The sequence below is a fragment of the Paenibacillus sp. KS1 genome (assembly GCF_001680695.1).
GTDB lineage: Bacteria > Bacillota > Bacilli > Paenibacillales > Paenibacillaceae > Paenibacillus_B > Paenibacillus_B suaedae.
Window position 1 is genome coordinate 1 of sequence record NZ_MAIS01000102.1, and the last position, 20,773, is coordinate 20,773.

Consider the following 20,773-nt stretch of genomic DNA (forward strand, 5'->3'; position numbering starts at 1 on the left):
GCTACAGGAGCTACAGGAGCTACAGGAGCTCCTGGTACAGGAGCTATTATCCCATTTGCTTCCGGTGTACCTGTACTATTGACCACGCTCGCAGGCGGATTGGTAGGAACAGGCGGACTGATTGGATTTGGAAACTCTGCGCCGACCGTAAGTGCATTAGGTGCAACGATCGATCTGACAGGAGCGGCAGGTTTGCTTCTGAACATGGCATTCTCGATGCCACGTAATGGCATAATTACGTCTATTTCTGCTTACTTTAGTACGACAATAGCCCTTAGCCTAATTGGAGCAACTGCAACGATACAGGCCCAATTGTGGCAATCGACTACGCCGAACAACACATTCACTCCAATTCCAGGAGCTATCGTTACATTAGCACCAGCTCTTACTGGAATACTAGCAATTGGTGCAATCTCCCATGGAGTAACGACTGGACTAGCTATACCTGTAACAACAGAGACTCGCTTGTTAATGGTCTTCTCGGTTACAACAACAGGACTGACACTTGGTACTACGGTTGCAGGATATGCAAGTGCTGGTGTAGCAATTACGTAATCATTTTCATTAGGACGAAATAATTAATATCACGCATTGAATTGGCAGCAATACACTTTTCATGAAAAGGTGTGGAAGCTGCCGATTCTTTGCTTTGTTCATATGAATCCATTTCAAGTTCGATAGATGGTTCACGGTTCACCCGCTATATTCTTGCAAAGGTAATCTGCCTGCTCTACTAAATTAAGTAACATGTCAGAATCTATCAGCAATTCAATATCGAATTGTGTTAATTCGTTCTGAACCTACATATTGATCAGGAGCAACAAAAAATATTGTTCGTTTACTCAACAACACAATTACTTCTCTCCCCGGATCAAGAAAAATCCGTTTACCGGCATAATCAATCCGTTTCGCGGTAGCAGAATCAATCCTTTTTCTTATACCATCTATAGGGAATCATCCGAACAAGAGGTATGGGAGAGGAGGGCCATTCAAGATGGCTAGAATTCGATTTAGCGTATTTTTCAGTGTATTTGTCTCGATGGTCGCGTTAATGATCATTGCGCCGGTCATGCCGTCGCTCATTCGTGAATTGGGATTAAGTGAGGTGCATTCAGGCATTATCATTTCATTAGGCTCTGTCGCCATGGCTGTTATGGCTCCTGTATGGGGACGACTCAGTGATCTCAAAGGGAGAAAGCCGGTTATCTTAATGGGCTTCATCGGAATGTTCATCAGTTATGTCATTTTCACTGCAACGATGTATGCCGGATTACATGGAGCAATAGAAGGGGGGCTGCTCCTTGGACTTCTAATCGCGGCACGCGCCATGGTTGGCATGTTCATTCCAGCTGTACCTTCATCCGCACAGGCGTATATGGCTGACGTAACCGATGAGAAGGGGCGTTCTTCAGGCATGGCCCTTATAGGGGCAGCAAATGGGCTTGGCCTTGTGCTCGGCCCTGCAATAGCCGCTGTATTCGCTTTTATTGGGCTGATATGGCCTCTATACATTGGAGCATTACTACCGATTATCGCATTCTTTGTCGTGCTCATGTTAGTTCCTACTCATAAGCAATTGAATCACATCAAACCGCCCAAAGTTAGTCCGTTCCAGAGAGGGATACCCCTTAACTTAATGGCCGGGATGATTACCATGCTCAGTATCATTACGCTGCAGGTAGTTGGCGGCTTCTATTTTCAAGACCAGCTAGCGCTTACTACGCAAGAGACTGCCCGCATGGTATCCATAGGATTAATGCTGACAGGATTCGCAATGATTTTGACGCAGGGCATTCAAATGAAATCATCAAAGCTGCATCCCAAGCAGCTGCTGCTCATCGGATCGCTGCTCCTTCTATGCAGTATCGCACTGTTCTTGTTTATTAATAGCTTGCTCAGCTACTATATCGCGTTCTCCCTGTTCGGAGTAGGGGCAGGATTGTTAATGCCGGGCTTCATGACAGGCGCATCGCTTGCGGTATCGAGTGAACAACAGGGAGGGGTTGCAGGACTTATTGCGGCCGTACAAGGAATTTCTGCGGTAATTGCACCTATTCTAAGCACGATGCTGTATCGGCTGGATAAGCATGTTCCATTTGCAATCATGGGTGTACTCGTTCTTATATTGAGCATTACAATGGTTACTGTACTGAATAAGCCGACCATTAGCAATTCAGCTATCGAGAAATAAAATAAGACTCAAACCGTAGAGTAATCAGCAGCTAAAAATAACAAGAACGGCAAGAAGACAAGTGAAATGTAAAAAAAGAGATTTTTTATTTTCATTAATTGATAATGATAATCATTTGCTTTAATATAGGGATATATACATGGATTTGCTTGATTTGGACTAACATTGGGGGACGGGACATCAGGATCGTCACATCTAAGCCTGCCAGGCTTCATAGGAATATAACGACACAGGATTACTTTGTTTATGTACAATACAGTAACTTATATAGACATGGAGTGGAGGAGAAGGTCTTGAAACTGCACATCGATTCCCGCGACTTAAGTGATACATTCAGAGATTTCATAGATATCACTCCTTCACTTCGGCCAAATGACCAGAAGCGCATCTATTCCATTCCGACACCTAGCGGAACAGGGCAACTACAGCGGTTTCTCTTAAGAAAAGGGCTAGAAATCAACTTCTTCAACGCAGAATTTCATCGTCCGGTAACGATGGATGTCGATATCCATTATCCTCATCTTGAAATTTCATATACGACTTCAGGCAGCGGCAGCTGGTCAGCATCATCGCAAGAATATGCAATGATCCCGGGGATGTCCTCGCTCATCTATGTCAAGGAAGCCAACATGATTGCGCAGCTGCACCCTAATGAACGGATGCAGCATATGGAGCTCCGGATTGATCTCAGGTATTTCGCCAACGATCTTCCTGAGCTTGAACGATTGACTCGCAGCTCCGTCTTCTGTAAGCAAACGGCTGGCTCAGCCCAGATCTCATTGCTTGTAGAACAGATGAAGCAGTGCCCTTACCAAGGCGCGCTCCAAAAGCTATATTTGGAAGGAAAAGCGCTTGAGCTGCTGGCGCTTCATTTAGCTGCCTTGGAAGAAGAGGAGCCAGCGCAACAGACCACTTCCAAGCTGACTGCCGAAGACATTCAATGTCTGTATGAAGCGAAGGATATCTTGACAAGATCGTGGAAGCAGCCGCCCAGCCTGCTTGGGCTTGCGCGCTTAACAGGACTTAATGATTATAAGTTGAAGCTAGGTTTCAAGACATTATTCGGGACTACTGTATTTGGTTACGTACGGAAACTGCGCATGAATGAAGCAAGACGAGTGCTGGAACGAGGGGAAGCCAATGTAAGCCAGACGGCAATGATGGTTGGGTATCATAATGTCAGCCATTTTGCTTCTCTCTTCCGGAAAACCTATGGCTACAACCCAAGTGAATGCGGCCGATTGACCGCATCAACTTCACAGCATGAGCTGCACAACATTTGAGTAGAATGCACTAGGGATAGTGTTCGGATAATTATTGAAGGTTTCTAGGGTACATGTCTGGGATGCATGCTTCAATACTGACAGTCAACAATTGATTTGATTCCCTTTGGTTTGATCGTAAATGTGTAAAAATAGAACAGAATGCTTTAAATAGAACAGATTGAAGATGGGTGTAGTACAATATAAGTTCAGATGGGAGAGGAGGCGTGCCGATGCGATCCAAGCAAATATACGATTACATATTGACGAATATTGAACGAGGAGAGTGGGGGGCTCATGATAAGCTCCCTTCGGTACGATCCCTTGCCGCTGAACTCGGCGTGAATCGATTGACCGTGTTCAAAGTCTACAAATTGTTGAAGCAGCACGGTGTGGCTTATGTCAAGGAGAAATCCGGCTACTACGTAAGCCCATCTAAGTCAGCAGTTGAACTGGATTATTTCAATAGTAAGAACAGCTCAACAGCCATACAGTTAACAAGCAATCTGTCCGATATTCACCGAGTGGCGGCTAACTATCAATTTTCTCAAGCTATAATCGATCCGAATTTACTGCCTAATCTGTTCCTGTCCGAATACGTAAAGAAAGTATTCGATAAGTACCCCAAGCTCATGGGAAGCTATTCCACACCGCAAGGGGATGAGGAACTGCGTGATGTGCTGTGTCAATATTTCATGCGGCAATATCGAGTCGATCTGACTATTGACGAAATTCTGATCACAACAGGTGCACAGCAAGCAATTGATCTCCTCGCCAGAATTCTAATTAGACCGCTCGATGCCATTCTCGTAGAGCGGCCAACATACAGCGCTGCGATTGACATCTTCAGAGGGCATGGCGCCCGATTGATACCGGTGGAGTTCACGCCGGAGGGGTACGATTTGGAAGCGATAGAGAAGCTGATGAAGCAGCATCGTCCACGAATGTTCTATATGAACCCAACGTTCCATAATCCGACGGGTTATACGCTTCCTCCATCCCAGCGCAAGCAGCTTGTAGAATTGGCTGAGCGGTATCGTTGCATGCTTGTGGAAGATGATGCATTTCATGATATTTATTTCGATGAGGGTCCGCCGCAGCCTTTATTCATGTATGATACCTATGGATGGGTTGTCTATCTGCGAAGCTTCAGCAAGTACGTTGCTCCTGGTTTGCGCATATGCGCGGTGTTCGCTCGCAAGTCGATGATCGATCCGCTGATTACAGCCAAATCGCTTGCAGATAACGGAACACCACTCGTCACGCAAAAAATATTTCTTCATTATTATCAATCTGAACGGATGCAGCAGCACCTAGAGAAGTTGCGGATCGCGCTGCAAATTAGACGGGACGTAATGGAAGAGGAACTATCGGCAGCCCCCATTGATTGGAGATGGACAACGCCGCAAGGCGGATTGAACATATGGCTTCGTCTGCCAAGCGACATTTCCTGTGGCGCACTCTTACACAACTGCTTCCAGCAATCCATTTCCTTTGTCCCCGGTCATATATGTGATCCGCAGAACGACATGCAATCATGGATTCGTCTAAGCTACTCACTTATGAACGAGATCCAAATACGAGAGGGAATTCAGCAGTTAGCGCAAATCGCCCAGCGAGTAGGAATAACCGATTCACTACCGATGGTTAATCCGAAATAATCCGAATCCTGAAAGGGGAATAGAATAATGAAAAAATACATTATTTTCGGTGCAAGTAAGGGACTAGGTGATGCGTTCGTAAAAGGTCTGCCCAAGCAAGGAGATCAAGTGTGGGTTGTCTCCCGTAATCGTCCAACCAGCATAGATCTGGAAGATGGGGTCAAGCGAATCTGGATTCAGGCTGATCTGTCGCAGCATGAGGCTTCCTCTCGTATAGCGAATGCAGTTGCAGAGGATGTGATTGATGTAATCATATACAACGTGGGCATTTGGGAACAGAACGGTTTTGAAGACGATTACAATTTCGACAATGATGATCCTGCGGAAATTGCTAGAATCATTCAGGTCAACATTACATCAACAATAACGTGTATCCAGTCGCTGCTTCCGAATATTCGCAAGTCAGAAGCAGGCAAGATCATCTTCATTGGGTCGACGGCTGGGCTAGATCATACGAACAATTCACAAGTTTCCTTCGTTGCGTCGAAGTTTGGACTGCGAGGAATAACGAATGCGCTGCGCGAGCATGTGCGACAAGATCAGATTGCCGTTACCTGCATTAATCCAGGCGAGCTCGCCGCTGAAATTCCTTATGAAGAGGGCGCAGAAAAGGCGCTCTCAGCCTATGACAGTACCCGTATCCCAGTGCAAGATATCTTATCACTCGTCACATGCGTAATCGGACTATCCAAAGCAGCCTGTGTCAAAGAAATCAATATTCCTGCGATGCAGGATACGAATGCTTAATTCGAATTTACTATCTAAAACCGTGCGATGCACGGTTTTTTGCTTTTCATACGCAGGATTCGAGTTACACCTAAATAATGGATTGACATTTGTAAAAAAAGGAATATACTCCTTTATAACAGGAGATGATCTGATGAATTTGAATGCACCCAAGTTCTCTGCCGTCCCTCGCCGCAAGCTGGTGGATCAAGTGCTTGAACAACTGCACGATGCGCTTGACCACCACTATCGTCCTGGTGATCGCATGCCGACCGAGCCGGAGCTGATGGAGATGTTAGGCGTAGGACGTTCAACGATTCGTGAAGCCGTCAAGATTCTGGTGCATGCTGGAATGCTGGAAGTGCGACAAGGGGATGGGACGTATGTTCGTTCACGCCCCCCTGATTCAGACTCGTTGGAGCAGCGGCTGCTTAGAGCGGAGACCGTGCACATTACCGAAGTGAGAAGCATGATGGATGCTCAGGCAGCACGCTTGGCATCAGAGCGCCGCACGGATACGGATCTTGAGCGAATGAAGCAGCTTCTTGAAGAACGAATAAAGGCACTGGAGGTTGGCAATTACGCTGCCTATGTAGATTATGATGTGGAATTCCACTGTTCGATTGCAGAGGCGAGCCACAATCCTGTGCTGATTGATCTGTACCGTGCCTTCTGCAGCGCGCTTCGCGGTGAACTAAGCCACCTCATCGTCGACACGCAGCATTATGAAGACCGGTCGGAGCTGCATGATCAACTGCTGCAGGCGATTGCGAATAGAGACGCCGATACCGCCGTTCGCTTGTCGCTTGCCAATCTGGAGCCGCAAGGCGGCCGCAGAAACAGCAAATAACTGCCGAACACACAAGGGAGAGGAGAGATGTTATGGTTATTGATGTTCGCGATGTAACTTGGAATAGGGATAACAAGATGATTCTGGAACAGGTCTCTTGGGAGGTGAAGCAGGGAGAGCATTGGTGCTTGCTCGGGCTTAATGGCTCGGGGAAGACAACCTTGCTGAATATGATTAACGGCTATATCTGGCCGACCTCAGGCAGCGTATCCGTCCTCGGAAAGAAATTCGGCACATTCGATCTTCGCGAATTGCGAAAGCAGATCGGTTGGGTAAGCACCTCGCTGCAGCAGAGACTCCATGGACATGAAACGGTTCAGAAGATCGTTCTTAGCGGAAAGTTCGCTTCAATCGGACTATACGATAACATCGAAGAGTCTGATGAGGACAAGGCATTATCCTTAATTAAGCTGCTCGGCTGCGAGCGACTGCTGGGCCGCACTTATGATACATTATCGCAGGGTGAGCGGCAGCGTGTGCTCATCGGGCGTGCGTTAATGGCTTCCCCGAAGCTTCTGATCCTCGATGAACCGTGCACGGGACTCGATATCTTCGCACGTGACCAATTGCTCCATATGATTCAAGCAATTGCACGCGAGCCTGATGCACCAACACTCATCTATGTTACGCATCATGTTGAAGAGATCATGCCTTGCTTCAACAAAACGCTGCTTATTAAACAGGGATCTGTATTTTCATCAGGCAATACGGCCGATCAGCTGACCTCGGCTCATCTGAGCGAATTTTTCGATTCGACTATCGAGGTGCGGCAAGAATTGGGACAACGTTATTCCCTTCAATTGCTGTCAAATGAACAACATTATCATAAGTAATGACAGAAGCGGGCGAGAGTGCCCGCTTCAGCGAATCAACTTCCACCTCCTTAGCTTTGTGCGATCCGGGAGACGACATCCTTATTTTCATACAAGCAGAGAAACTTGCTGTTCAGCATATCTAATTAGAATGAAATTAGTAGAGCTGTCTAACGCTGCTTATTTGCAGCACAGACCATGCAAATTGCCATGAGGATACTCATATCCCCATGGTTTTTTTATGGAGACTAGTATATTCCGGTTCAATATGGTAGAATTCGAGCAATTTCTTGTTATTAAAATCATGAATCATAAAGGAACATGGGGGACATCAGTATGCCACAACTTGAAACGAATAGATTATCATTAAGACCTCTGGATTTGAGCGATGCTGCGAGAATTGAACAATTAGCTGGAGATTATGACGTCGCCAAGACGACGTTGAATATTCCGTATCCATATCCGAGCGGTGCAGCCGAGCCATTTATCAACAGCATGCTGGAAGCTGAGAAGAATGGTAGGGTGGTTATTTTCGCAGTCTGCGAGAAATCATCTGAAGACTTAATCGGCATTATGAATATCAGCATCTCAGCAATGCATAACCGAGGAGAATTAGCATACTGGATTGGGAAGCCTTATTGGGGCAAAGGGTATGGCACCGAAGCAGCTCAAGCGATTCTATCTTATGGGTTCGAAGAACTAGGGCTTCATAAAATATTCGCTGAAGCATACACCTCTAATCCTGGATCGTGGAGAATCATGGAGAAGATCGGCCTCGCCTATGAGGGAACACTGAAACAGCATGTGTATCGATTCGGGCAGCATTACGATCTGGCATTCTATGGAATGTTAAGAGATGAATATAGACAAAGAACGAGCTAATTGGCTCGTTTTTTTGTTGCCAGATTTCACAGTTCCTATAAATAATCATGCCTTCTGTCACAAAAGAGCCGACTGAAATTGTTATATAGAGTAGAACAAGAGAGATTGGAATGGTGAATTCGTATGAATAAGTTCGGTTTGATCAAAAAAACCATCATTGTCACTTCCACTGCAGCACTGCTTGGCATCGGAGCATTCAGTTCCAGCATGCCAGCTACAGCAGCACTGAGGATAGATGGCTTCAATGAGAAGTCGGCTATCAAGCAGGGGTACCTATACAAGCCTAATCTGAGTGTCAAGCATGATGGAATTACCCTAACTTTGACCGATGTTCGCTACGATGGAACGATATTATCCTTCGCATTGCGTCCGGAAGGAGCGAATCTTGATTTTCCCTTTACCATCAACCCGGAGAAAGAGAAACTCAAAGGTTACATCAAGTCAGAGTGTGAGGTGCTTGCCGATGGCAAACCCATCACCATAAGCAGCTCTGAGACCTTTGGAGAAAATAAGAGCTATCAATACTATGCAAAAGGGGTGAAGCTCCCTGACGAATTCGAGCTCTCGATTAAGGCCGGAGTGACGAAAGTGAAGGAAACTTATGATTTCAAAGTACCGGTGAAGTTGAAAAGCAAACCGCTCGTTGTGAAGCCAAATAATGCATCCAAAACTTCCGGAAAATTCAGCTATACCGTTAAGCAGATTATTCTATCGCCGTTCTCTACACGGCTCATCCTGGACAGCGAAGGTTTGCCCCCTGCTTCAGCCGAGCAATCCGGGAAGTACCATGCAAGTCCGGTTTATTATGAGTTATTCGACAACAACGGCAACGAGATATTGCCTGAAATGATCGGATTCTTCCATAAAATGCCGGAACCCAAGTACCATGTTGATAAATTCTACTATCCAACAGATAACAAGGCGACATCCATCACGATCAAGCCATATACGTATACGATTAACAGCAAAAACTGGGCTGTCCTCGAAGAGAAGGGGAGCAATAGAAAAAAGACTTATAAGAAAACGTATTTGAAAGACTTGGAGCTTACGATTCCAATCAAGCGATAACACAAAAATGATTTCCAACAGAAGGGATGATAGATACAAATGAAGTCAATCAAAAAAACGGCAATCGCAATATCTGTGGCAGCACTGCTTGGGACGGGGGCACTCGGTTCGAATTTGCCCGCAGCAGCAGCGCCGAAACTAGACGGCATCAATGAAAAGACGGCTATCGAGCAGGGTTACCTGTACAAGCCTAATTTGAGTGTGAAGCATGACGGAATTACCTTGAAGCTGGAAGAAGTGAAGTACGACGGTTCTACATTATCCATCTTAGTCAAGCGAGAAGGAGCAAATCTGAACGGTACGGTATCCCCATATTTCAGCATGGAGGATCTAAAAGAAAATCCGAACAATGAATTTATCAAAAAAAATGCCGTCCCTGAGCAGGATCAGCTAAAGGGTTACATTAAGCTAAGCCCGAAGGTATTAGTTGATGGAGAGCCGATAAAATTGAACAGTGCCAGTTTCTCTGGTCCTCAGAATAATTTTTATTATGTCGCAAAAGGAGTCAAAGCGCCCGAGAAATTCGAGCTTACCATTAGGGCTGAAGTTACAAAAGTTAGTGAACCATTTGAGCTCAAGGTTCCGATCGAGTTGAAAAGCAAACCGCTCGTTATCAAGCCAGAAGCATCCAAAACGTCTGGGAAATTCAGCTATACCGTCAAGCAACTCGAACTGACGCCATTCTCGACCAGACTCATTCTAGACAGTCAAGGTCCAGTGCCTGCTTCTGCCGAGCAATCTGGGAAATACCATGCAAGCAAGGTCTACTATGAGCTTATGGATAACAAAGGGAAGGAAATAAATCAAGAAACGATCGGATTCTTTAATAAAAAACCGGAAACCAAATACCATGTTGATCAATTCTACTATCCGATTGACGACAAGACGACATCTATCACGATCAAGCCGTATACATACACGGTAAACAGCAAGGATTGGAGCATCCTCGGAGCGAAAAAGGGCAGTGAAGGAAAGAGAACCTATCTGAAGGATTTGCAAGTTACGATACCGATCAATCGATAATAGATACAACACAAGGGTTGCTCCAGAACCATGTAGGCATGGCTGGAACTACCCTTTTTCCATGTGGTAACAAGTCGTCGTCTGAGGCGATTATTACGCACATCTTCGAATTTGTATCTACTATGCACACTAGTATTATGCTAACATAAAACGGTCGCTTATTTTACAAAGCATAGAATAAAAAATTTCATTGAACGTGTCACAAAATGAACGGTTCAGATTGTTATATATAATAAGACAACAAGAAAGGAGTTGAGCACTTGCAATCTACCAGCCCCGGGGAGTCAGTAGTGCAGCCTATTAATGTTGAAGAAATCGTTACGCGAGTACAAGCTGGTGATAAACAAGCTTACCGAACGATCCTACACAATTTCGAACGCCAAATGTATACATACTGCTACTATATTTTAAAAAATCATGCGGAAACGGAAGATGCTGTTCAGGAAATATTTATCCGTGCCTACGAGAATTTACATCAATATAATAGGCAGGTTTCTTTCTCTGCATGGTTATATAAAGTCGCCTATCATCATCTGATAAATTTGAAGAAGAAGAAGAGCCGTTGGCTTAATTTGATTAAGCAGGTGGAGAAGGAGACAGAACAACAAGAGATTGCCTTTTCCCAGCATGAAACGGTAGTAAGCGATCTCCTAACCTATCTTACTGCAGAAGAGAGGCATATTTTGCTCTTGAAGGCTGTGGAGCAGTATACATTTGAAGAGATTAGTGAAATTATGGGCCTGAAATCAGCAACGCTGCGCAAGAAGTATGAAAGATTACGTGCAAAATTAATGGATCGAATTAGTGAAAAAGGAGAGAAGGCCCATGGGACATATGCAGCGCACGGAATACGCTGAGATGGACGGGATCGAACAAATGATTCGTCAATCCTCACCGCCTCCCATTCGAACCGATAAAATCATGGATCGAATCGAACAAATGGAGTGGACAAGCTCATTACCATTCCATCGTAAGCCGAGTATACTAAAAAGAACCTTATTCGCTGCTTCTGCCGCAGTCATTCTCGGAGTAGGAATGGTCGGAGTTGGATATGTATCCCCAACGATGGCGGAAGCTTTGAAGAAAGTGCCGGTTATCGGACTGCTATTCTATGAGGCGAGCGAAGACGCCGTTCAGAAGGCGATTGAGCGCGGGATTATATCCACGCCAAACGTTAGCGATACGCATGATGGAATTACGTTAAAGGTAACTGAAGTATTATTTGACGGTACTCGCTTGTCATTCCGCATAGAACGTGAGGGCAAAGATTTGCCTCAGTATCTGGCTTCTCCATATGTAGAGGGCTTTTCGAATGAGGAAAGAGTTGCGCTCTATAATAAATTCTACGAGACAAACAAAAGTATGGCGGAATCCTTCGGCACTCCTGATGAGAAACAGGAGAGAGGGTATATTCGAAGCCCGGAAGTTCTAATCAACGGTGAGCCTATCAAATCCTCTGGCCAACTCAGCAGCTATATGATGGATGATAAGCCGATGTATATGCTGGAATTTAGACATGTCGCAACCTTACCGGATGAATTTGAACTGACTGTGCGGACAAAAGTGACACAGGTTAAGGAAACGTATGAATTAAAAATTCCTGTGAAGGTTGAGAACAGAGCCATGATTTTGAAACCGAATGCAACCAAGTCCGACGGCAAGTTCTCGTATACAGTGAAGCAGCTTGATATCTCACCTGTATCCACTCGTATCGTACTGGACAGCAAGGGTCCAGTTCCGGCCTCTGCGGAACAAACGGGGGATTATCATGCAAGTAGAATGTACTATGAGATTGTGGATGATCAGGGACGTGTACTAAGACCATCCAAACTTATCTATACACCTGTTCTGCCAACAACCGAGTATCACCTCAACGATTGGTATGCGCCAGCAGGGATGAAATCGAAATCCATCACAATCAAGCCTTACAACTTTACAATTAGTAACAAGGACTTTAAAATAAAACGAACCAATAAGGAAGATTTTGGAGATCGAACATACTGGAAAAACCTAGAGATGACGATCCAAATTCCGCAATCCAAATAATAAATAGTCAGGGCCGACTCTGCGAACCATGAAATCATGGGGAAGAAGTTGGCCCTGTCTCATTTTTATATAGAGAGGTATTTCTCCCTCTTTTATTGCAATTTATCCCTTATGATCCATCCTTCTTTTCTAGATAATGATGGTGTAAGGCTGAACCGCACTGAACATCAGTGCAGATGCTCATGCAGGTGTGTCTCATATGTCATGAAATAGGAGGGATAACCAAATCTGTTGAGAACATTTTGCAAACGCTATCATCATGGATTAAAGGAGGACGATTACGTATGTTACGCACAGGGAATACATCCCGCCGCAAATGGATGATTGTCTTACATGCAGCTCTAGCATTGATGCTCCTGCAAGGTCTGGTACTCTGGGCGCCGCAAGCTCAAGCTGCCGTATCCAGCAAGACGATTGTAGGGTACTGGCACAACTTCGATAATGGTTCCGGGTTCATCAAGCTCCGTGACGTATCTCCTAAGTTCGATGTCATTAACGTCTCCTTCGCAGAACCAACCTCTGGCGTCACGAATGGTACAATCGGCTTCACGCCTTACAATTATACGGATGCCGACTTCAAGGCTGATGTCGCTTACTTACAGAGCCAAGGCAAGAAAGTCATTATCTCCATCGGGGGCCAGAATGGGCAGGTGCAACTGCCGAACGCCGGAGCCCGAGATAATTTCGTCAATTCAGTCATTGCGATCATTGAGAAATACGGCTTCAACGGACTTGATGTGGACTTCGAAGGACATTCCCTCTATTTGAACGCTGGCGACAGTGATTTCAAAAATCCTACCACTCCAGTTATCGTCAACCTCATTGCAGCACTCCGTACTATTAATAACCACTTTGGAACCGATAACTTCTACCTGACCATGGCTCCTGAAACCTTCTTCGTTCAATTAGGCTATACCTTCTATGGCGGCAGCTGTATTAGCTGCGACAACCGCGCAGGCGCTTATTTGCCCGTCATCCATGCAACCCGCGATATTCTGGATTGGCTACAAGTGCAGAACTACAACTCAGGCCCGATTACAGGACTGGATGATCAGTATCACACGATGGGGAATGCTGACTTCCATGTGGCAATGGCCGACATGCTCTTGACCGGATTCCCTGTTGCGAAAAATCCAAACAACATCTTCCCAGCACTGCGTCAGGATCAAGTTGTGCTCGGATTGCCTGCAAATGCGAATGCGGGGGGCGGGTTCACTACGGTTGCAGAAGTGCAAAAAACACTTGATGCGCTCATTCAAGGCGTACAGTTGTCCAGCTACAAGACACGAGGCAGTTCGACTGGATATCCGAACTTCCGTGGGTTGATGACATGGTCAGTGAACTGGGATAAATTCAATAACTTTGAATTCTCAAACAGTCATCGTGCTTATCTGGATGCATTAACTCCGCCTATTCCCGATACGGAACCTCCTTCCGTACCAACAAACGTAATCGTTACAGCTAAGACATCCACCAGTGTCAGTCTCAGCTGGACGGCCTCCACAGATAATGTTGGGGTGACCGGATATACCGTCTCCTATAGGACTCAATCTGTGAGCGTTTCGAATCCGAATGCTGTCATCTCGGGATTGACGCCAGATACGAACTATACCTTCACTATTACTGCGAAGGATGCGAAGGGGAACCAATCCGCTGCAAGCGCACCGCTAACTGTGAAGACAGAACCAGCGGGATCAGGTGGAGATACAACACCCCCAACCGCCCCAGGTAATTTACAGGTAACAGGAAAATCTGCAACTTCAGTAATACTCAGCTGGTCGGCATCGACGGACAATGTTGGTGTGACTGGCTATACCGTGTCTTATGGAACGAATGCTGTCAATGTGACGGACACAACCGCAACTATTACAGGATTAACGCCAAATACAAACTACGTATTTACCGTAACTGCTAAGGATGCAGCCGGGAACATTTCCACTGGAACCAGTGTTCAAGTAACGACAGATGCACAAGGCGGGGTTCAGCCATGGGCTCCAAATGTCAGCTATAAGGCAACCGATGAAGTCACTTATGGCGGAAAGACTTATGTATGCCGGCAAGCTCACACTTCATTGCTCGGTTGGGAACCGTCTAACGTTCCAGCATTGTGGCAGCTCAAATCCTAGAAGAACATACGAAGGGGAGTTCTGATTCGATCAGAACTCCTTTTTTCATGTAGGTAAACTGTGTCGCTTCTCCTATTGACACTTCCCATTTATGGCTTATAATCATGATTAATACTTAGATTTACTTAATAACACTTAACTTTACTTAACAGAACAGGGGAGAATCCATGTTTCAAGAGGAACGCTTGGCAGCTATATTAGAGCACCTGAAGAGAAACAAGCGCATTGAAGTGGAAGAAGTATGCGAACTGCTGTCTATATCACGAGATACAGCACGTAGGGACATTATCAAGCTTGAGGAACAAGGCTCTATCATTCGAACACGGGGCGGAGCCGTCCTGCCTACCATATCGAAGGAAATGCCCAATTACGGCCAACGGTTGCAGAAGGAGACGACGTCCAAGCAGAAGATCGGTCAGGTTGCCGCTACTCTCCTTCACGACGAAGATTATTTATACATGGACTCATCCACGACGGTACGATTCGTGGGAGAACATATGAAGACCAAGGGTAATGTCATCGTTACGAATTCCATCGACATGGCCGGTATGTTGGCGGAGAGAAATGAAGCTCGCATTCAGCTTCTTGGCGGCCTATTGGACAATAATCAACGGATGATTTATGGATCGCGGGCGATTGAGATGCTGGGCGACTATCACTTCGACAAGGCCTTCATCGGCACTTGTGGATTGTCTATGAATGGACTGACGACCGACTTTGAAGAAGAGACATATTTCATCCGTCAGGTGATTCGCAGTGCAGACCAAGTCATTGTCCTTGCTGACCACTCCAAATTCGGAAAGACGATGTTCCATCGTGTCGTGGGCTTAGAAGATATAGATTTTATCGTCACAGATCGTGAGCCAGATGCGGAGTGGCAGCGTTATGTAAATGAAATAGGCGTCGAGATTATCATTGCTGACAGAGAGGTGCACCATGATTAACAGACTGATTTGGATGGGTTGTCTATCATACATTGTAACTGGGGTAACACTTGTTATTATGGGCGCAGTTCTCCCTGAGCTGCTTCTGAACTATGGCTTGAATTATACAGACGGGGGAATACTCGTCTTCGTTCAATTCGTCGGCATGCTGCTCGGCGTTCTCAGTATGCCTGCTATTTCTCGAAGGTTCAGTCGGAAACGAGGAGTTATGATCGGATTGCTGATGATTAGCGCCGAGCTGCTGCTGTTTTTCCTCCCGCCATGGCCAGTCGTTATTTTGATAGCTGGATTTGCGGGAGCAGGAGCGGGGCTTGTGGAGTCAGGGATCGGTACCATTATTCTTGTCGCTGTCAAAGAGAAGCAAGCCATTGCGATGAGCAAGCTGGAGGTTACTTTCGGCCTCGGCGCCCTGACGATACCATTCGTGGCAAGCTTCTTAATCGCACGTGGGATATGGACATACTCCTTCCTGCTGCTCGGTGTGAGCGCACTCTTTACAGCAATCGCTTGGCAGCGAATGTCATTCGGCCATGTCGATGCCATGTTGACGCGCACAGTAGTTAAGGGCTCCGAATCCAAGCGTGAATCTTACTCAGGGAAGTCCATTCCTTTCCTTGTCCTATGCGCCTTCTTCTTCATGCTCTATGGAGGAAGCGAAGTGTCTGTTGTGCACTTCTTCCCATCCGTGTTTATCGAGAGATGGGGCGTCGCAACCTCTGATGCAACATTGACGGTTACGGTATATTGGACGGCGATGGTTATCGGCCGTGCGCTATGCGGTGTACTTGCAGAAAAGATAACGTACTATCGATTTTTATGGATTACGACAGTGCTCAGTGTCCTTGTATTGCTCATTCTGCCTTTCATTTCTCAGGCATGGGGAGGGTACGTGATTAGTTTTCTCCTCGGGCTTGGAATGGCAGGAATGTTCGCGATCATGCTGATTTATGCGAATAGTGCCCTTCCCGGCATGACTGAGCGGACAACGAGTATTTTGCTGGCGGCAAATGGACTAGGTGGTTCGCTTCTGCCGATTGCAGTCGGTAGAATGATGGACATATGGCCGGTTCAAGCCGTCATGTGGCTTTTCTTCGGGGTGATGGTGACGATGCTGCTGCTTGTATTTGGTTCCAAGCGCCTGAACTTGATCTTGTCGACGACCAAACAAACGGGCCAAATCCATGCTCCTGAAGCGATCAGCAAAAACCATTCATAGCGTTAGTACTAGAGTACATGCAAAGCTAAGATAATAAAATTAATCGAATGAAAAGCAATTCCTGCCTCGCAAGATGGAAGCGGAATTGCTTTTTTGTTGTGCAATCATAGAATGAGGATTCCAGCCATATATTTTGACCATCGGTACATTAAGTGGATTCACTATCCCACAATAACTCCTTTGGAAATGAGGGCAAGCAAGAATGCGCGAGAATACCCATGTGCACCAGCTAGCAGCACTTGTAAGCAGGGGAGGACATTGAATGTCAAAAAAGCTTCACTATACCGTTGCCATTGTCGGGGCAGGCAGCGCCGGATTGTCGGTTGCGGCCCGCTTGCTGCGCGAATCGAAAGTGTTTCACGGCTCAGTCGTGCTGCTTGATCCGCAAACCAAGCATTATTACCAGCCCTTGTGGACGCTTGTCGGCGGAGGCGTCGTCAGCAAGGAGACGACCGAACGCAGCCAGCAATCGCTGATCCCAAAGGGAGCCGACTGGATTCAGGAGGCGGTCGAGGAATTCTATCCTGAGGTCAACCGATTCGTTACCAAGGCAGGTACCGTCATCCAGTACGAGATCCTCGTCGTAGCAGCGGGAATTCAGGTGGATTGGGAGCGGATCAAGGGACTGAAGGAGTGCATCGGACGGGATGGAGTGTGCAGCAATTATGATTATCGATACGTCGATAGCACGTGGAAGTCCATCCGCCAGTTCCGGGGTGGCAATGCGATCTTCACGCAGCCGAACACGCCAATCAAATGCGGGGGAGCGCCTCAGAAAATTATGTATTTGGCCGACGATGCATTCCGGCAAGCAGGGATTAGAAATAAGACGAACATCATCTTCGCTTCGGGCAATGCGTCCATCTTCGCCGTTCCGAAATATGCTGCGGCACTTAATCGGGTGATCGAACGAAAAGACATTGCGACCAAATATCAGCTTGATCTGATCTCGATTGATTCGGTGAGGAAGGAAGCCGTGTTCGAGCACGTGGTTACGAAGGATCGGGAGACGCTCCGATACGACATGATTCATGTCGTGCCGCCCATGTCGTCTCCCGACTTCATTCGAAATAGCCCGCTTGCAGGAGCCGCAGGATGGGCCGAAGTCGACAAACATACGCTGCAGCATGTCCGGTTCAAGAACGTGTTCGCGCTCGGAGATTGCAGCAACCTCCCGACTTCCAAGACGGGAGCAGCCATCCGCAAGCAGGCTCCCGTCGCAGTTCAAAATATCATCAGCTTGCTGGCTGGACAACCGCTTGCCGCACGGTATGACGGCTATACATCATGTCCGCTCGTTACCGGCTATAATCGGCTTATTCTGGCGGAGTTCGATTATGATCTGACTCCGCAGGAAACATTCCCGTTTGATCAGTCGAAGGAACGGTACAGCATGTATATGCTGAAAAAAAATCTGCTGCCTAAAATGTACTGGAACGGCATGCTGAAGGGTCGAATGTAAGGGAAGTCTACGAAAATTTCAGGATGTGAAGTTAATCAAGTACCCATGGTTGTTTAATTTAGAAAGGGGAGAGTATTTCCTGATGCTGCTGCGTTATTTTTATGATGACAAGTTAGCTCACGCTTCCTACCTGGTTGGCTGTCAAGCTACGGGGGAAGCGATCGTGATCGATCCGGCTCGCGATGTAGCACCGTATATAGCAACGGCTAAATCTGAAGGCTTGAACATCATTGCTGCTGCCGAAACTCATATCCACGCTGATTTCGTGTCCGGAATGCGCGAATTCGGAGCGGAGCATGAAGCAATGCTTTATTTATCGGGCGAAGGCGGTCCGGATTGGATCTATGCGTATGTGAGCGATGCGAGCGGGAATAAGGTCAATCATCGCCTTGTGCAGGATGGAGACCGATTCCACATCGGCAATCTCGAATTCGAAGTGCTTCATACCCCTGGCCATACGCCTGAGAGCATTTCGTTCCTGTTAACGGATCGGGGCGGAGGAGCCGATTCTCCGATTGGCATTTTTACCGGCGACTTCGTGTTCGTCGGCGATGTGGGACGCCCTGATCTGCTGGAGAAGGCAGTAGGGCTGGCAGGCACGGCAGAGGAGGGAGCAAGGCAAATGTTCCACTCCTTACAGCGCTTCAAGGAGCTTCCCGAATACGTGCAGGTGTGGCCTGCCCATGGTGCGGGAAGCGCATGCGGCAAGGCGCTGGGCGCAGTTCCTTCATCGACGGTAGGCTACGAGAAGCGCTTCAATTGGGCTCTGTCCTTCACGAACGAAAATGAGTTCGTCAACTCATTACTAGCTGGGCAACCCGAACCGCCAACTTATTTTCCGAGAATGAAGCACGTGAATCGGGTAGGGCCTACATTACTTGGCCAGCTTTTTGTTCCAGAGCAGATCGAGGGGAGTGTAGAAGAAGTCGCGAGTTTCGTGCAAGCAGGAGCAATCGTCGTGGATACTCGCCCATGTGCTGCATTTGGTGCCGCGCATGTAAAGGGAACGATTAATGTGCCATACAACCGTTCCTTTACTTCATGGGCCGGTTGGCTCCTAAATGACGAACATCCGCTGTATGTGATGGGGGAGGAGGAGCAATTGCCTCATATTGCCCGAGATTTGCGATCCATTGGCATCGATCGAATTGAAGGTCTGATCGAAGCAACGAAGATGTGGGTGGATAGCGCCCTCCGTTCATCTTCCAAAGAATTGCTGGAATCTTATCCTGACGTTACTCCTGCGAGCATCGCAGACCAGGTAGTTGGCGGCGAGATCGCAGTTGTGGATGTGCGCTCAAGTGCAGAATGGGAGGAAGGCCACATTCAACATGCCAAACATATACTGCTTGGCAAGCTGCCGGAACGCGTTCGGGAGGTTCCGACTGAAATGCCCGTGCTCGTTCAATGCCGAACGGGAATGCGTTCCGCCATTGCGGTCAGCATTCTTCAGGCGCACGGCGTTACGAATGTCTTCAACCTGCAGGGCGGCATCGTCAGGTGGCAAGAAGAGGGATTGCCTATTGTGACGCGATAGATGGCAAGATCTTGGCCCATACATTTCAAGGAATACCATAAAATAATGAGTAAAAAGCGGGCAAAGCATGCTCGCTTTTTTTATTGGCTGTACAGGGAATCACCCATTGACTATATACTATAGGGGGGTATACTATATGAGTAACAAAACACGAACATACCCCCTAAGTGTATAGAGGAGGGATCGGATGTCACATCTTGCGAAATTTGCAGTAACTCCCGGTTTTGAGGAAGGAGGAAGTCTTTTTACGCCTAAGCAGTTGTCACTGCTTGGTTCTATTGTAGGCAACAAGGCAAAGATCGAGTTGACTACCTTCAAACAACTCTATGTCGAAATGGAAGAAGAGCGGATGGATGAGGTACAGCAGCGGTTGAAGGAAGTAGGGTTAGAGATCTATCCAGCAGGCTTCTACACCAAGAGCTTGATTACCTGTAATTTCTGCAGAGGATCAGAAGACACGAATATGGAGCTTGCCAAGCAGTTGAATGAAGTGATAGCCGGAATCGAGGTTCCCTACCCGATCCGGGTAGGTTACTCTGGATGTGCACTCGGAACAGGAGAACCGCTGCTGAAGGATATCGGGATTGTGAAAATGAAGGATGTATTCGATATATACATTGGCGGAGAGCCGAAAACAATCAAGCCAACCCTCGGACAATTGGCGATTTCCGGAGTGACGGCGGAGCAGTTAATCCCATGCGTCACCCGAATGATCGATTTCTTTCAAGCGAATGGCAAGAAGAAGGAGAAATACGCTAAGTTTATTCAACGGATGTCGATCGAAAAGATTATCGAAGAAGCTGTAAGAACCGAAAGCAAAAATGAATCAAGTTAACCTTGCACGCTAGGGAAGATCTGCATGTATATGATATCGTTTATCGTTCTGATAACCTTTTATTTATAGTTGAATGATGCTTCATACACTTGTGTATAAAAAAGAGAGAGCGTAAAATATCTTGTGTAAATA

General features: G+C 46.7%; 18 protein-coding genes. All 18 read left to right on the plus strand.

The genetic code is table 11. From position 1 onward, the window contains the following. On the plus strand, positions 1–555 hold a 555-nt coding region (locus BBG47_RS24155; RefSeq protein WP_302621968.1), incomplete at its 5' end, for an exosporium glycoprotein BclB-related protein. 439 nt (positions 556–994) lie between these two features. Continuing rightward, on the plus strand, positions 995–2,191 hold the full coding sequence (locus BBG47_RS24160) for an MFS transporter (protein ID WP_065293850.1): 1,197 nt from the start codon (positions 995–997) through the stop codon (positions 2,189–2,191). 293 nt (positions 2,192–2,484) lie between these two features. Then, positions 2,485–3,474 carry a helix-turn-helix transcriptional regulator gene (locus tag BBG47_RS24165; RefSeq protein WP_065293851.1) on the plus strand — a complete coding sequence of 330 codons (990 nt, stop codon included), beginning with the start codon at positions 2,485–2,487 and terminating at the stop codon, positions 3,472–3,474. Positions 3,475–3,686: 212 nt separating this feature from the next. Continuing rightward, the gene (locus BBG47_RS24170) at positions 3,687–5,114 is read left to right on the plus strand and encodes an aminotransferase-like domain-containing protein (RefSeq protein ID WP_065293852.1); all 1,428 of its coding nucleotides are present in this window, start codon (positions 3,687–3,689) and stop codon (positions 5,112–5,114) included. Positions 5,115–5,141: 27 nt separating this feature from the next. Further along, positions 5,142–5,861 (plus strand): SDR family NAD(P)-dependent oxidoreductase, encoded by a 720-nt coding sequence (locus BBG47_RS24175; protein ID WP_065293853.1) that lies wholly within the window; start codon positions 5,142–5,144, stop codon positions 5,859–5,861. Between the two features lie 133 nt (positions 5,862–5,994). After that, positions 5,995–6,690 (plus strand): FadR/GntR family transcriptional regulator, encoded by a 696-nt coding sequence (locus BBG47_RS24180; RefSeq protein ID WP_065293854.1) that lies wholly within the window; start codon positions 5,995–5,997, stop codon positions 6,688–6,690. Between the two features lie 32 nt (positions 6,691–6,722). After that, a complete protein-coding gene (locus BBG47_RS24185) occupies positions 6,723–7,523 on the plus strand; it encodes an ABC transporter ATP-binding protein (protein ID WP_065293855.1) in 801 nt (266 codons plus the stop codon). Between the two features lie 315 nt (positions 7,524–7,838). Then, on the plus strand, positions 7,839–8,384 hold the full coding sequence (locus tag BBG47_RS24190) for a GNAT family N-acetyltransferase (RefSeq protein ID WP_065293856.1): 546 nt from the start codon (positions 7,839–7,841) through the stop codon (positions 8,382–8,384). Between the two features lie 123 nt (positions 8,385–8,507). Beyond that, the gene (locus tag BBG47_RS24195; RefSeq protein ID WP_065293857.1) at positions 8,508–9,452 is read left to right on the plus strand and encodes a DUF5643 domain-containing protein; all 945 of its coding nucleotides are present in this window, start codon (positions 8,508–8,510) and stop codon (positions 9,450–9,452) included. A 39-nt stretch (positions 9,453–9,491) separates the two neighbouring features. After that, on the plus strand, positions 9,492–10,475 hold the full coding sequence (locus BBG47_RS24200; protein ID WP_065293858.1) for a DUF4179 domain-containing protein: 984 nt from the start codon (positions 9,492–9,494) through the stop codon (positions 10,473–10,475). 260 nt (positions 10,476–10,735) lie between these two features. After that, positions 10,736–11,332: an RNA polymerase sigma factor gene (locus BBG47_RS24205; RefSeq protein ID WP_021255988.1), complete on the plus strand. Its 597-nt coding sequence runs from the start codon at positions 10,736–10,738 to the stop codon at positions 11,330–11,332. Further along, a complete protein-coding gene (locus BBG47_RS24210; protein ID WP_065293859.1) occupies positions 11,301–12,521 on the plus strand; it encodes a DUF4179 domain-containing protein in 1,221 nt (406 codons plus the stop codon). The genes BBG47_RS24205 and BBG47_RS24210 overlap by 32 nt, the downstream gene beginning before the upstream one ends. A gap of 323 nt (positions 12,522–12,844) precedes the next feature. Continuing rightward, a complete protein-coding gene (locus BBG47_RS24215; protein ID WP_483310755.1) occupies positions 12,845–14,647 on the plus strand; it encodes a fibronectin type III domain-containing protein in 1,803 nt (600 codons plus the stop codon). A 167-nt stretch (positions 14,648–14,814) separates the two neighbouring features. Further along, the gene (locus BBG47_RS24220; RefSeq protein ID WP_065293861.1) at positions 14,815–15,591 is read left to right on the plus strand and encodes a DeoR/GlpR family DNA-binding transcription regulator; all 777 of its coding nucleotides are present in this window, start codon (positions 14,815–14,817) and stop codon (positions 15,589–15,591) included. Then, entirely contained in the window at positions 15,584–16,807 is a 1,224-nt protein-coding gene (locus tag BBG47_RS24225) for an MFS transporter (RefSeq protein ID WP_065293862.1), read from the plus strand. The genes BBG47_RS24220 and BBG47_RS24225 overlap by 8 nt, the downstream gene beginning before the upstream one ends. Positions 16,808–17,069: 262 nt before the next feature. Beyond that, positions 17,070–18,269 (plus strand): FAD/NAD(P)-binding oxidoreductase, encoded by a 1,200-nt coding sequence (locus BBG47_RS24230; protein WP_065293863.1) that lies wholly within the window; start codon positions 17,070–17,072, stop codon positions 18,267–18,269. An 82-nt stretch (positions 18,270–18,351) separates the two neighbouring features. Next, entirely contained in the window at positions 18,352–19,806 is a 1,455-nt protein-coding gene (locus BBG47_RS24235) for an MBL fold metallo-hydrolase (protein ID WP_065293864.1), read from the plus strand. Between the two features lie 187 nt (positions 19,807–19,993). Next, on the plus strand, positions 19,994–20,641 hold the full coding sequence (locus BBG47_RS24240; RefSeq protein WP_065293865.1) for an NAD(P)/FAD-dependent oxidoreductase: 648 nt from the start codon (positions 19,994–19,996) through the stop codon (positions 20,639–20,641). The last annotated feature ends 132 nt before the right edge of the window (positions 20,642–20,773 follow it).

Excerpts from the sequence above, each read along its gene's own strand:
- BBG47_RS24160 (WP_065293850.1), top strand. The coding sequence starts at position 995 with ATGGCTAGAATTCGATTTAGCGTATTTTTCAGTGTATTTGTCTCGATG.
- BBG47_RS24170 (WP_065293852.1), top strand. The coding sequence starts at position 3,687 with ATGCGATCCAAGCAAATATACGATTACATATTGACGAATATTGAACGA.
- BBG47_RS24175 (WP_065293853.1), top strand. The coding sequence starts at position 5,142 with ATGAAAAAATACATTATTTTCGGTGCAAGTAAGGGACTAGGTGATGCG.
- BBG47_RS24180 (WP_065293854.1), top strand. The coding sequence starts at position 5,995 with ATGAATTTGAATGCACCCAAGTTCTCTGCCGTCCCTCGCCGCAAGCTG.
- BBG47_RS24185 (WP_065293855.1), top strand. The coding sequence starts at position 6,723 with ATGGTTATTGATGTTCGCGATGTAACTTGGAATAGGGATAACAAGATG.
- BBG47_RS24190 (WP_065293856.1), top strand. The coding sequence starts at position 7,839 with ATGCCACAACTTGAAACGAATAGATTATCATTAAGACCTCTGGATTTG.
- BBG47_RS24195 (WP_065293857.1), top strand. The coding sequence starts at position 8,508 with ATGAATAAGTTCGGTTTGATCAAAAAAACCATCATTGTCACTTCCACT.
- BBG47_RS24200 (WP_065293858.1), top strand. The coding sequence starts at position 9,492 with ATGAAGTCAATCAAAAAAACGGCAATCGCAATATCTGTGGCAGCACTG.
- BBG47_RS24210 (WP_065293859.1), top strand. The coding sequence starts at position 11,301 with ATGGGACATATGCAGCGCACGGAATACGCTGAGATGGACGGGATCGAA.
- BBG47_RS24220 (WP_065293861.1), top strand. The coding sequence starts at position 14,815 with ATGTTTCAAGAGGAACGCTTGGCAGCTATATTAGAGCACCTGAAGAGA.
- BBG47_RS24225 (WP_065293862.1), top strand. The coding sequence starts at position 15,584 with ATGATTAACAGACTGATTTGGATGGGTTGTCTATCATACATTGTAACT.
- BBG47_RS24230 (WP_065293863.1), top strand. The coding sequence starts at position 17,070 with ATGTCAAAAAAGCTTCACTATACCGTTGCCATTGTCGGGGCAGGCAGC.
- BBG47_RS24235 (WP_065293864.1), top strand. The coding sequence starts at position 18,352 with ATGCTGCTGCGTTATTTTTATGATGACAAGTTAGCTCACGCTTCCTAC.
- BBG47_RS24240 (WP_065293865.1), top strand. The coding sequence starts at position 19,994 with ATGTCACATCTTGCGAAATTTGCAGTAACTCCCGGTTTTGAGGAAGGA.